The organism is Flavivirga spongiicola (assembly GCF_030540825.1).
In the GTDB taxonomy this organism is placed as follows: domain Bacteria; phylum Bacteroidota; class Bacteroidia; order Flavobacteriales; family Flavobacteriaceae; genus Flavivirga; species Flavivirga spongiicola.
In genome coordinates this window covers 2,809,321-2,821,910 of the sequence record NZ_JAUOEO010000001.1, presented here as the reverse complement: position 1 = coordinate 2,821,910, position 12,590 = coordinate 2,809,321, and the positions used below count along the sequence as shown (strand labels likewise).

At 30.2% G+C, this 12,590-nt stretch carries 12 protein-coding genes; 7 read left to right on the top strand and 5 right to left on the bottom strand.

Features of this window, described 5'->3' with window-relative positions; all coding sequences use genetic code 11:
- Positions 1-316: 316 nt before the first annotated feature.
- On the top strand, positions 317-847 hold the full coding sequence (locus Q4Q47_RS11335; protein WP_303306770.1) for an RNA methyltransferase: 531 nt from the start codon (positions 317-319) through the stop codon (positions 845-847).
- A gap of 125 nt (positions 848-972) precedes the next feature.
- Here Q4Q47_RS11335 and Q4Q47_RS11330 read toward each other — a convergent pair whose 3' ends face one another.
- Together Q4Q47_RS11330 and Q4Q47_RS11325 are read right to left on the bottom strand one after the other, a co-directional pair.
- Positions 973-2,334: a hypothetical protein gene (locus Q4Q47_RS11330; RefSeq protein WP_303306769.1), complete on the bottom strand. Its 1,362-nt coding sequence runs from the start codon at positions 2,332-2,334 to the stop codon at positions 973-975.
- Positions 2,335-2,343: 9 nt separating this feature from the next.
- Positions 2,344-3,222, bottom strand: coding sequence for a hypothetical protein (locus Q4Q47_RS11325; protein WP_303306768.1), 879 nt, complete (start codon positions 3,220-3,222; stop codon positions 2,344-2,346).
- A gap of 245 nt (positions 3,223-3,467) precedes the next feature.
- Between Q4Q47_RS11325 and Q4Q47_RS11320 the strand changes: the two genes are divergently transcribed.
- Entirely contained in the window at positions 3,468-4,130 is a 663-nt protein-coding gene (locus Q4Q47_RS11320; protein ID WP_303306767.1) for a class I SAM-dependent methyltransferase, read from the top strand.
- Positions 4,131-4,237: 107 nt separating this feature from the next.
- Complete coding sequence (locus Q4Q47_RS11315; RefSeq protein WP_303306766.1) at positions 4,238-4,666, top strand: DUF1801 domain-containing protein; 429 nt, start codon at positions 4,238-4,240, stop codon at positions 4,664-4,666.
- A 149-nt stretch (positions 4,667-4,815) separates the two neighbouring features.
- On the opposite strand, the gene Q4Q47_RS11310 is transcribed toward Q4Q47_RS11315, so the two are convergent.
- The 3 genes from Q4Q47_RS11310 to folK all read right to left on the bottom strand — a co-directional run bounded on the left by Q4Q47_RS11310 (position 4,816) and on the right by folK (position 7,978).
- Positions 4,816-5,298 carry a lectin-like protein gene (locus Q4Q47_RS11310; RefSeq protein WP_303306765.1) on the bottom strand — a complete coding sequence of 161 codons (483 nt, stop codon included), beginning with the start codon at positions 5,296-5,298 and terminating at the stop codon, positions 4,816-4,818.
- 808 nt (positions 5,299-6,106) lie between these two features.
- On the bottom strand, positions 6,107-6,538 hold the full coding sequence (locus tag Q4Q47_RS11305) for a thioredoxin family protein (protein WP_303306764.1): 432 nt from the start codon (positions 6,536-6,538) through the stop codon (positions 6,107-6,109).
- Positions 6,539-6,853: 315 nt separating this feature from the next.
- Positions 6,854-7,978, bottom strand: coding sequence for a 2-amino-4-hydroxy-6-hydroxymethyldihydropteridine diphosphokinase (gene folK, locus Q4Q47_RS11300; protein ID WP_303306763.1), 1,125 nt, complete (start codon positions 7,976-7,978; stop codon positions 6,854-6,856).
- A gap of 195 nt (positions 7,979-8,173) precedes the next feature.
- Here folK and Q4Q47_RS11295 point away from each other — a divergent pair, with 195 nt between their 5' ends.
- From Q4Q47_RS11295 to rpsU, 4 genes are all read left to right on the top strand, one after another.
- Complete coding sequence (locus Q4Q47_RS11295; RefSeq protein WP_303306762.1) at positions 8,174-8,470, top strand: GIY-YIG nuclease family protein; 297 nt, start codon at positions 8,174-8,176, stop codon at positions 8,468-8,470.
- Between the two features lie 65 nt (positions 8,471-8,535).
- Positions 8,536-9,240, top strand: coding sequence for a queuosine precursor transporter (locus tag Q4Q47_RS11290; RefSeq protein ID WP_303306761.1), 705 nt, complete (start codon positions 8,536-8,538; stop codon positions 9,238-9,240).
- A 317-nt stretch (positions 9,241-9,557) separates the two neighbouring features.
- Positions 9,558-12,224, top strand: a complete 2,667-nt coding sequence (locus tag Q4Q47_RS11285) for an AsmA family protein (RefSeq protein WP_303306760.1) — start codon at positions 9,558-9,560, stop codon at positions 12,222-12,224.
- Between the two features lie 126 nt (positions 12,225-12,350).
- Complete coding sequence (rpsU, locus tag Q4Q47_RS11280) at positions 12,351-12,545, top strand: 30S ribosomal protein S21 (RefSeq protein ID WP_274182812.1); 195 nt, start codon at positions 12,351-12,353, stop codon at positions 12,543-12,545.
- Positions 12,546-12,590: the final 45 nt, after the last annotated feature.

Here is a 12,590-nt window from a genome sequence, read left to right as displayed (position 1 = left end):
CGTGAAGACGGAAATCTACCAATGGTAAAATGGTTTTTAAGTGTTATTTTTGCAGATATTGTAAGATTGCTAATGTAGTATTATTTTGATTTTTTTTAAAATGGATATATTAGAAGTTATCTACAATTAGCTTAAGATTTCAACAATAATTAAGTCAAAAGCAAGAATGCAATTGTCATTGCGAGGACGAAGGACGTCGCAATCTGAGAAGAGAAGTCAAATTAAACAGGTTATTAACAGTCACACCTCTTATAATGATGTGAGACGATAAGATTCCCTCCTTCGAGGGAATGAAAAAAAAAGAAAACGATTTTCGATGCGTAAACTAAAAAATAGTGAATTAAACCGATTGAGTGTTGATAATTTTAAATCGGTAAAAAAAACACCAATTATCATTATTTTAGACAACATTAGAAGTCTTAACAATATTGGTTCTGTATTTAGAACCAGTGATGCTTTTTTAATTGAAAAAATTTACCTCTGTGGCATAACAGCTAAACCACCTCATAAAGACATTCATAAAACAGCACTTGGAAGTACCGATACGGTAGACTGGGAATATGTTGGAGACACTATGCATTTAGTTGAAACGTTACAGGCAGAAAACATAAAAGTATGTGCTATCGAACAAGCAGAGCATGCTACCATGTTAAATGATTTTAAACCTGAAGCTGACACGACTTACGCGCTGGTTTTTGGTAACGAAGTAAAGGGGGTCACTCAAGATGTTGTTAGTACTAGCGATGTGGTGATTGAGATACCTCAATTTGGCACCAAGCATTCATTAAATATTTCGGTGAGTTGTGGTGTTGTGGTTTGGGATGTCTTTTCTAAGTTGAATAAATAATCGAACCATATAATACTATATATCAACCAATTATATTTTAATTACATCTTGAAAAAATAACCTTTTTTTAATATATCAGTTCTAGTTATTTTTTAATAAAAAATCGTAACGAGAATTTTCTACGATTAATTATTAGTTATTTTTGAACCATTATTCATGGCTATTCTTTTGTTTATAAGCAATCTATAATCTGGCCTTTTACTATTGTTTAAATCAATGAATAATTCAGAATGGCTAGTTCTAAAATAGACATTAGAAAAAGAAGGATTTCTATACCAGTTTTCTAAATTTTCATTATTATCATTAAAGTTTAAAAAAACACTTCCATTACAATTGTTAAAACATATATTTTTAAATTGTATCCTTGCCAAACTAGCATCATTAACTTTGATGTTTTCATCAAGTATTACTGCTTTACTAAAACCAGATATGATACTTTTGTCGATTTTAAAATTTGTGTTTTCACCTATATATATAGATTCCCTTATTAGACCTGCTTCAATTTCATAATCTAAGTTTTTAGTATCAGTTAAAAGTGTCACGTTTTTTGCTATTACTGCTGTTCCTTTTTTAGTAAAATCGACCTCTTTAACACTGTTATAGGAAACTGCGTTAATACATCTAGATTCACCGGATGATATATAAGGTGACCGAACTGCTAATGAGTTATTTATATTGCATACTGCCCCGTAACTAAAATTATAATCATTCCCTTTAGATTTATATGAAACCATTTTGTTCAAGTTAACTGCTCCACCAATAACGTTAAAGGAATTGCCCGCAGAATAGCTTACCATGACATTATTTATTGTAGTTTTTACCCCTACTCCTCCTAGCAATAAAGCATTGGAAACATTAGATCTTTTCGTTTTTCCTCCTGCATATTCCACCCTTACATATGATATATATCCAGAGTTCTCTTTTAAACTTTTCCCTCCAAAATTTGTGTATTTATAGTTTGAGGGTTCAATTTCCGCATAAAAAGAAGTTCCTGAACTTTTCTCAAGTTTGTTAGTATATCCATCTCCAAGTATTATTACCCCTCCCCAATCTCCTGCTTTCTTGGTCATTTTATTTGAAGTAAAAACAATAGGATCGGTTAAAGTTCCTTCAGCTATTATAGCAGATCCTACAGTAATAGTAAGCGTTGCTTTCGATTTGGAATCTCCCATAATCACTGTTCCTGGTTCTATACTAAGAATGGCATTATTTGTAACAAAAACATTGCCTATCAACAAATAAGTATGTTTTTTATAAAGTGTTATATCTTCTGTTATATTACCAGTTAATACGTGAGTGCTTTCTCCATAATCCACTGTATTGGGGCTAAATTCTGTCCAGGCATTTAGCCAATTATCAGTACCCTTTATACCTCTTTCTTGTTGGGCACAAACACTTCCTGAAACTACTATTAGCAACCATACTATTTTAGTGAAATTCTTCATGATAAATAATTTTTTATTAAAATCGTCTTTATTAGACTTCATAGAATCTTATTAGCTTTTAACAGAAAAACTGTTTAAAAAACTATGATCCACCAAATACATTTCTTTAGTTCGCTTATTTTGAATTAACACTCTCTCTTCATTAGTGTATAATTTCTTTTTAGCTATACGTAAATTTAGAACAGTCTTTTTTGATATTAATTGATCTTTCAAAAGCCTATTGGTTGGTGTGCTTAATACAAAATATTTGCCTACAACCATGAAATTCCCTGTTATCTCTTCGGGTGGCACTATACTATTTTGTATCGTATAACCCTTATTATTCTTTAGGTTCTTAATATCTTTATTTTTCTTAGTATTGGATAATTTCTTTCTTAAAGCGACAATTGACTCATAGGCAGGTTTTTCTGGAACTTTAATATTATTATCTAATTTCAATAAAATCTTGCTTAAATGCACTTTCATATCCTCTGGATTTAAACTAAGAAGCAAAAACCCAGCCTTCATATGTTTATTTATGTAGTTATCAGAATAAAAAAGATCTTTAATATGATGCTTTGAAGCTAGAATTTGTGCTTCTTTTAAAAGTGCTACTTTATTTCTAAAAGGCTTACTTGAGCTGTTAAAAGCAACAACTTTGCTTTTAATAGTGGATATATCATTAAATTTATCAAGAGCCTTAGAATAATCTGTCGTTTTAGAAATACTATCGGCCTTTACCTTCTCTAACTCACTTTTTAATTTAGTATATTCTGGATTTACCAACCCCTCCATTTTCACATAAAAGACGCCATAAATTTCTGAAGTAGACTGCCCTTTTAACGTTTGTTTCCTAGTGTTAAGCCTGTTAAATTCGTAGTGATTTTCTTGAGCGTATGTGTTACATACTGTAAAGAATATAAGAATTGACCATATGAAAATAGTTTTCATAATTTATAAGTTAAGTTTAATAAAAGTAAATGAGGGTGCAGTCAAATGTATATACTAACCTTCTATAACCTCAAAAAAAATCGCTTAAATACGAATTTTTATGGTTTAAATAGCTTATAACATCACATTCAGCCATATAAATAAGAGGCTTTATTATATCAAAAAAAAAGATAAAATGACATCTAATTATTAATTATTGACAGTAAATTTACATGCTTAATAAGCTCACAACAAACTTATAAATTGTGGTTAAAAAAATAAAGAAACCCTGGCCCATTAAAGACGTGATGACACAGATTTATGAGATGAAACTCTGGGGAGGTACAGCATTCGATTTTTATTCTGGAGCAGGTTCACACGATCCAAGAATCATAAATCCATATTTAGATACTTTAATTACCTTTTTAGAATCTCACAACAAGCCTTTAGTAGTTTGCGATTTAGGTTGTGGCGATTTTAATATTGGCAAACACTTAACTAGATATGCCCAAAAATATATTGCTATAGATATTGTTGAGAAACTTATTGAAAGAAACAAAAAGTTATTTAGAGAAGACCATTTAGAGTTTCGTTGTTTGAATATTATAACAGATGAACTTCCATCTGGAGATTGTATTATATTACGACAAGTATTACAGCATTTGTCTAATGCAGAAATACAAAAAGTAATAAAAAAAATAGCTGTTGCTTATAAATACATCATTTTAACCGAACATGTACCATTGGATGACTTTATTCCTAATAAAGACATTATTTCCGGGCAAGGTATTAGACTAAAACAAAACAGTGGTGTTAACATATTAGAGGCTCCTTTTAACTTAAAAATTAAAGAAGAAAAAAACTTGGGGGAGCATATTCTAGAAAATAATAAAGGGCGTATAGTAACGACATTGTATAACGTATTTTAATTCATATCTTTTTTTAATAAAAACCTCGTAAATTTAAAAACCAAACAAAGCAAGTTTAAGCTCCTTGTCTTTTATTCGGGATTTTTTCCAAGCAAAAAATTAAATGAATGAAAAAAATAGAAGTAAAAATTAACCCTAAAGTTGAATCGGTTTTCAACAATTACCCGGATTCGGTTAGAAAGAAAATGAATAGCCTGCGGGAATTGATTATAGAAACCGCTAACAAAACAGAAGGCATAACAAACCTGGAAGAAACACTAAAATGGGGAGAACCCAGTTATCTAACCAAAAAAGGTAGTACTATTAGAATAGATTGGAAATCTAAAAACCCGAATCAATATGCGATGTATTTTCAATGTACTAGTAGGTTAGTTTCTACATTCAGAACAGTTTATAAAAATACGCTTGATTTTGAAGGTAAAAGAGCCATCATTTTACAGCTAAAAGAAGATCTTCCTAAAGAGGCACTAAAAAATTGTATTGCTACTGCATTAACTTACCATAAAGTAAAGCATTTACCTTTATTAGGGATGTAAAAGTATATTCTATAATTGTTAATTTTAAAAGCTTGATACACAATTTAGCGAAATAATTAAAGGTTTACTTTTTGACGGGTATGAAGAATTAGCGATCATTTTATCTCACGGTTGTGTCTCATGAGTATAAACGTCTTCCAAATTTAAAATTAAGAAGACTCCCATTCACATATAAAACCAGTAATTGGTAAACGCTCATCTGCCACAGTATCTCCCCATCTACCATTTTTAAACCTTTCTCCCGGCCAACCTATAACAGACCAATCTTCTTTTCCTTTCCAATTATCTGGCTCTTCTGGCGCCCAATGCTTGTAACCCATTTTGCTTCCATCTCTCCAAAGCCATTCGCCCTCCACTATCTCATCAGATGCTCCTATCCATAAGCATTTTCCAGAACTTAATTTAAAAATAAAATCATCGACTTCTTTACTCTTTATTGAGGCCAAAATCCCCCCTAATGCCTCACATTTTTTTACAGCTTCATGCCAAGAACATTGATTGTCATACACCTTGTAATAATGCCCTTTAAACAAAACGGCATCTGAAGGTATTTCCTGTGCAATAAGCTGACAACTAAAAAATGAGATTAAAAGTAAACAAAAATAGATGGTTAAATTTTGTATATCTTTCATATATAAATATTATGAATTGTGAAAGATATATAAAAAAGTAATGAAAGTTAATTTACACACAAAAATATTCCATAAATAAAAATGCTTTAATATTTTTTATGTATCTATATAAAGAATAAAATGCAATTAATATGAATAAATTTAATGACTTTTAACCTACTTAAAAACAATGGGTTTTAAGCTATAATATATTAGAATTAATTTGGAGAAAACTGACTTATTTTTGACAGCATTACTTTTTAAAATGCTTTTAATCAATGCGCAAGTAGGAATAAACACAACATAACCTGACAGTAATTCTATCCTTGATATTGTAAGTACGGACAGGGGCGTTTTAATTCCACGATTACAGCTATTTAATATTGATAGGAACACAAAGCGCGGTCTTTATGTTTGATAGAATGAAATAGATTCATATGACACCAAATTAGTCTTAAAATGAAGAACTAGACGCAAAAACATATATCAAAAAGGTTGTTACTTGCTTGGTTAGCTCTGGTTTTCTTCGGAAAATCTTGACCAAAAACGACAATTTTCCATAAACAAATAGGTCTATTCCTTATAAGTCTTCTACTTATTTCATATTTATATCCTAAACAAGGTTTTGAAAAAAGCTTATCCAACTTTTCCTTATTATTGGGCAAACTCTAAAATTTTGAAATTGTATGAATAGATAAAGAAATGAAAGTTCTTTTCTGGTAGATAAACATTTTAAAAACTTCTGTAATAAAAAAACATATGGCGCTTTAAGCAGCCCCATATGTTTTAGGTGAAATGAAATCTTAATTCTAATTAAAAATAATTAAAATTAAGCGCCTAATATTTTTAGGTTTTTAGCTTTCTGCTCTTCAGTCCCATTTAAAAACGTATTAATAAAATGATCTACAGAACGCCATCCTACCCATTTATTAAGAATCTTCTTCTCTTCGTCCATTTCAATATAAAATGGAAAACCTCCAACTTTATACTTTTTACATAAATCTTTTCCTTCAGGGTAGTCAGCACTAATTTTTAAGAGTATATGATCTTTATTAACCTTTTCCATAACTGAGGTTTTCTCCATAACAGCTTTTTCAAAAACCTTACAAGGTACACAACCTGTAATTGTAAAATAAAGCACTACTTTTTTATCTTCTTTTGCAGCAGTTTCGAAAGCTTTTTCTACTGTAGCCTTAATACCGTCTTGAGCATTGCTACAAATAGCAACAAACATAAGTAAAGGAATAATTATTTTTTTCATTTTTTGTGTTTAAATATTTAAGTCAAAAATATATAGTTTATAATATTAAAAAATACGCTTTAACATTTTTTTATACATCAACACAAACAAAAACAACCATAAAACACTAAAAACAAAATACTTAACAAAAGAAAGATGTATTTTTATCTTTTTTATAACTTATTAAATAATGTAAATTATAAATGACAAACCTCAAAGTTCAAGTTAGCATTATACTATAATTCAGGCTTATTTTTTTAGAAGTGACTGCTAGAGTATAATTTTAGTTAGTTAATATAGTAATTAACAAAATATCGTTTTTATTATTCTATAAAATCACTTACAAATCTCACCTAAAACCCATAAATAATCCGCTCGATTCTCCACAAAATCCCTGTCAGAAACATCAATAATCTTAACGTTAAAATCAGTTTGAGATTTTAAAAACCCTAAATAGCCTGCATTAATTTTTTCCAAATAGTCATCATCAATATTTTGTTCGTAATCGCGCCCTCGCTTTTTTATATTATGCCGTAAACGCTCAGTGTTTTGATATAAATAGACATACATATCGGGTTTTGCAATTTCTTTATACATTAAATAAAATAACTTTCTATACAGCTTAAACTCATCTTCTTGCAAGGTGATTTTTGAAAAAATAAGTGATTTAAACACATCGTAATCACTCACAATAAAATCTTTGAACAAATCGAGCTGCGATAAATCATCTGATATTTGTTGGTAGCGATCTGCTAAAAAAGACATTTCTAAAGGAAAGGCATAACGAGCAGTATCTTCGTAAAATTTAGGTAAAAAGGGATTATCAGCAAAACGCTCTAAAATAAGTTTCGCATTATAATCGTGAGCTATTTTATTTGCTAAACTAGTTTTCCCTGCACCAATATTACCTTCAACGGCAATGTAATTATACTTTGAAAAATCAAAGGCTTTCCTTGGGTTTTTCAACCAAATACTAACAGGTTCTAAAACACTCTCATCTTCACATTCAGCCAACAAAACGGATACTTCCTTATCAAGTTTGGGGTGCCTAATTTTAGACGCTACATCATTAAGCGGTAATAGTACAAACTTACGTTTCTCCATTTCTGGATGCGGTACTTGAAGCGTTTTAGTTTCAATAATACGGTCTTCAGCAAAAACAATATCCAAATCTATAATGCGTGCTTCGTAATCTTTCGATCTTCTAATGCGTCCTAAATCAGTTTCGATATTTAATAAAGTTTGAAGTAGTTTTTGAGGTTCTAAATAACTTTCTAAAACCAAACAAGTATTAAAAAAATCGTCACTTTCAAACCCAAAGGCGGGTGATTTATAGACTTTAGAAATCAGTTTTATGTTACCAGCTCTAACATGTATCAAATCGACCGCATTTTGGAGATTTTTAAATTTATCTCCTTTATTACTTCCTAAAGCGATATGAAATGTTTGTGGTTTTATCATAAGTATTGGCAAAATAACTAAAACAATTTTTATTCGTTTATATTTACTCTAAGGATTTATTCACAAATTGTCTTGATGTAGTTCAAAAGTTTCGCAACGCTCAAAATAGACATGAACTAAGTTAGCATGTCACTTCGAGTGATTTTTCGAAACTAAATGAAGAAAAATTGTATCGAGAAGCTTTTTACGATAAATATGAAAATTTATTATGTCTATATCTTAAAATGTTCCGACAATAGCTATTATACTGGTATAACATCTAATTTAACGAAACGAATAATAGAGCATAAAGCTGGAAAACATATAGATAGTTATACTTATAAACGTAGGCCAATAGATTTAGAGTTTTATGCAGAATTCACAAATGTTGATTTAGCAATACAAACTGAAAAGCAAATTAAAAAGTGGTCCAGAGTTAAAAAAGAGGCTTTAATTAAAAATGAGTTTGAAAAGCTTCCTAATTTAGCTAAAAAGAAATTTAACAAACTTTAGTTCTCGATACAATGCTCCTGCGTCGCATCACTCGAACTGACAAAGTAATATTTATTAACAAATTTATGACATTAAGAGACAAACTTGCTGCCCAGCGTATTTACATACTTCTTGGAGCTTTATTTATAACATCGTTAGTGGTGTCTAACCTCATTTTTCAGAAGTTTTTTTATTGGTATCCGCTTGATGTTGAGATTTTTGGAAGCAAACTTTTTGAAATCTCTGTTGGCATATTACCTTATCCTATTACCTTTTTAATTACCGATTTAATTAGTGAAATTTATGGTAAAAAGCGCGCTAACGATGTGGTGGTGACTGGTATTTTCGCTTCGCTTTTTTCGCTTTTAATAATCCTGGTTGCAGACCTTGTTCCGGCAACACCCTGGTCTTACGTTAAAGACGATATGTTTAAAACAGTGTTTGGTAATTCTATCATTGCTGTATTTGCAAGTATGCTCACCTATTTATTTGCACAGTTTGTAGATATTCAGATTTACCATTTCTGGAAACGACTCACCAAAGGCAAACACCTTTGGCTACGAAATAACTTTTCTACATGGTTCTCGCAATTTGTTGACACTTTTACAATTGTTACTTTATTATGCTCATTTGGCATTATTGATTGGTCAAATTTTAAAGGCTTATTAATTAGTGGGTTTTTATTTAAAGTTTTTGTTGCAGCTTGCGATACCCCACTTTTATATTTAGGTGTTTATTTATTCAGAAAACGTTTCAACTTAAAAGTGAACGAAGAAATTGATTTGCTTTAAGGTTTTATAAAAGTTAACTAATAATACCATTTCTCATTTGAAATGACGATTAAAAGTAAGCCACGATAATAGTATTTTTTTTATACATATTACGCAACCTATTTTACCCATTTGCATCTTATAAAAAGGGCTTATGAAACTGCATTTAAAAATAATATCAATTTTATAGTTCCAACGAAAATTAACATTAAATAAAAATAAGTATCATCTTTTTAACATCATTTTTACGTATATTCATACGTTATTTATATATTATTATATAGCAGCCCATTAAACCTATTTTTAATTAATAATTAGAAACGAAAAAAACCTACGAAATGAAAAAAGCTTTAAAAATATCAGGCATTACTTTGCTCATCATACTAGTTCTTTTAATAGCTATTCCTTTTGCTTTTAAAGGACAAATAAAAGATATGGTGAAACAATTTATAAATGAAAACCTGAATGCCCAAGTAGAATTTAGCGACGTAAGTTTAAGTTTTATAAAAAGCTTTCCCCAAGCACATGTCTCAGTAAACGATTTGGTTATAACCAATTTCGAACCCTTTAAAGGTGAAACATTTGTAACCTCTAAGAACATTGCACTTACTATGTCGGTTAAAGAATTATTTAAAACAACAGGCGAAGATCCTATTGTTATAAATTCTATTACTGTAGATGAAACCTTATTAACTCTTAAAACAGATAAGTTTGGTAATACCAATTTTGATATTGCTAAAAAAGATAAAGAGCATGTTTCGACGGAAACAGAAACTAGTAGTTTTTCTTTTGATATTGAAAATTACAGCATCAACAATAGTGCTTTAGCATATATAGATGACGCATCTAAAACCACCATTTATATATCAGAACTTAATCATGAAGGTAGAGGTATCTTTTCTGCAGAAACCTCTGAACTAGATACGAAAACCGAGGCAAATATTAGTTTCACTATAGATAGTAGTGCTTATTTAAGTAACAATCCTATTAAACTAGATGCCATAATAGGATTAGATCTGGCTAATAGCAAATACACCTTTAAAGAAAATAAAGGTTATATAAATAAGCTGCCTTTAGAGTTTCATGGTTATGTACAGCAATTAGAAAACAGTCAAGAGATCGACATTACTTTCAAAAACCCGGAAACATCTTTTAAAAATTTCTTAGCGTTAATTCCTGAAGCGTATTCAAAAAATATTGAGGGCGTTCAAACTACTGGTGATTTTGAAGTTAAAGGTATTATTAAAGGCATAAGCTCAGAAAAAACTATTCCTAATTTAGATATTAGCATCACATCAAACAATGCCTCTTTTAAATACCCCGATTTACCAAAACGCGTGGAAAACATTACCATAAATACAGCTATAAAAAATACTACTGGAAATGTTGATGATACTTATATTGATATAAAAGCACTGAATTTTAGAATTGATAGCGATGTATTTAGATCGTCTGCCACTTTAAAAAATATGACGCAAAATATGTTGGTAAATGCCAATATTGATGGTATTTTAAATTTAGCAAACCTAACAAAAGTGTATCCCGTTGAATTGGAAAACACTTTAACAGGCACTCTAAAAGGAACTATAAATACGGCTTTCGACATGAAAGCCATTGAAACAAATGCTTACGAACGCATAAAAAATAATGGCTCTGCGAGCATTAGTGATTTTGTATTTTCTTCAGAAGACATGGTTAATCCAATTCATATTTCTGAAGCGAATATGACTTTTAACCCTGAGACCGTATCACTTAGTAATTTTAAAGCCAGAACAGGTCATAGTGATTTGAATGCTACAGGAACCATTAAAAATTTACTAGGTTTTTTATTAAGTGATAACACATTACAGGGTTACTTTAATTTGAATTCTACTTTTTTTAAAGTAAATGATTTTATGTCTGAAGAAGATAACGCCTCAGACACCAGTGATATAACCCAAGATACGGAATCATTGAAAATTCCGGATTTTTTAGATTGCACTATTAATGCCAATGCAAAAACGGTCGTTTATGACAATCTAAATTTGAAAGACGTAAAAGGCACGCTTATAATTAAAGATCAAAAAGTGACGCTTAAAGACATGACCTCCCATATATTTGATGGTACTTTGGCTATTTCGGGTGACATTTCTACAAAAAATGAAACACCTACCTTCAATTTAAATTTAGGTGCAGATGGCTTTGATATTTCTCAATCTTTTAAAGATTTAGAACTATTAAGAAACTTAGCGCCTATTGCTAAGCTAATTCAAGGAAAACTAAATACCAATATAAATTTAGCGGGCGATTTAGATGACGAGCTCTTTCCAAAATTAAGTAGTCTTTCCGGTGATGCCCTTACTGAATTATTGGCTACTAAAGTAAACGCAGATCAAGGTGAATTATTTAGCAAATTAGAAGGTTCTTTAAGTTTTATAGATTTTGATAAATTAGATTTGAAAGACCTTAAAACAAAATTAGAATTCGCTAATGGAAAAGTGAACGTAAAACCTTTTCAATTAACATACGAAGATATTACTATAGATGTTTCTGGTTCTCATGGTTTTGATAAAAATTTGGATTACAGTGCCGTTTTCAATGTGCCAGCGAAGTATTTAGGAAGTGATGTTAATCAATTACTTGGCAAAATTAATAACGAGGAAGCAAAAAACATAAGTATTCCTGTTACCGCAAACATTGGTGGAACCTATATACTCCCCTCTGTAAAAACTGATTTAACAAGTGGTGTTAAGAACCTGACAAATCAACTCATCGAAATTGAGAAACAAAAATTACTTAATCAAGGTAAAGGCAAAGTAACAGACTTAATTAGTGATGTTATTGGCGGCAATAAAAGCAAAACTGATTCCATAAAAAAGGAGCAAAACAAATCAGTTAAAGATGTTTTAGGAGGCATTATTGGAAACGATAAAAAACAAACGGATTCTACTAAAACAAACGCAACAGAAACCACTGTAAAGAATGTTCTTGGCGGTTTATTAGGAGGTAAGAAGAAAAAAGACTGATACAAAAAAATAAAATCGTATTTTTGCACAGTTATTTTAAATAAATCCTTTTTTATTAGGATACTAATTTAAAAAAGGGCAACGTATTTAGGATAACCCTAAAACGAATAAATTTAAAAATTGTATATGCTAAAGATTATTATTAAAGATGGTGAAAATATAGAGCGTGCCTTAAAACGCTACAAAAGAAAACACAGAAACATCAAAGTTATGCAAAACTTGAGAGATGGTCAATTTTTCACAAAACCATCTGTTAAGAGGCGTCGTGAAGTTCAAAAAGCTGCGTACATTCAAAACTTAAGAGACCAAGAAGATATTTAGCATTACTAACCAATAAAAAAAGCCGCATTTATCTTTTACAACAAA

Bases quoted from the DNA above. Each gene is read 5' to 3' on its own strand.
- Q4Q47_RS11290 (WP_303306761.1), top strand. From the start codon at position 8,536: ATGACATTAAGAGACAAACTTGCTGCCCAGCGTATTTACATACTTCTT.
- Q4Q47_RS11325 (WP_303306768.1), bottom strand. From the start codon at position 3,222: ATGAAAACTATTTTCATATGGTCAATTCTTATATTCTTTACAGTATGT.
- Q4Q47_RS11335 (WP_303306770.1), top strand. From the start codon at position 317: ATGCGTAAACTAAAAAATAGTGAATTAAACCGATTGAGTGTTGATAAT.
- rpsU (WP_274182812.1), top strand. From the start codon at position 12,351: ATGCTAAAGATTATTATTAAAGATGGTGAAAATATAGAGCGTGCCTTA.
- Q4Q47_RS11310 (WP_303306765.1), bottom strand. From the start codon at position 5,298: ATGAAAGATATACAAAATTTAACCATCTATTTTTGTTTACTTTTAATC.
- Q4Q47_RS11315 (WP_303306766.1), top strand. From the start codon at position 4,238: ATGAAAAAAATAGAAGTAAAAATTAACCCTAAAGTTGAATCGGTTTTC.
- Q4Q47_RS11285 (WP_303306760.1), top strand. From the start codon at position 9,558: ATGAAAAAAGCTTTAAAAATATCAGGCATTACTTTGCTCATCATACTA.
- Q4Q47_RS11305 (WP_303306764.1), bottom strand. From the start codon at position 6,538: ATGAAAAAAATAATTATTCCTTTACTTATGTTTGTTGCTATTTGTAGC.
- Q4Q47_RS11330 (WP_303306769.1), bottom strand. From the start codon at position 2,334: ATGAAGTCTAATAAAGACGATTTTAATAAAAAATTATTTATCATGAAG.
- Q4Q47_RS11295 (WP_303306762.1), top strand. From the start codon at position 8,174: ATGAAAATTTATTATGTCTATATCTTAAAATGTTCCGACAATAGCTAT.
- folK (WP_303306763.1), bottom strand. From the start codon at position 7,978: ATGATAAAACCACAAACATTTCATATCGCTTTAGGAAGTAATAAAGGA.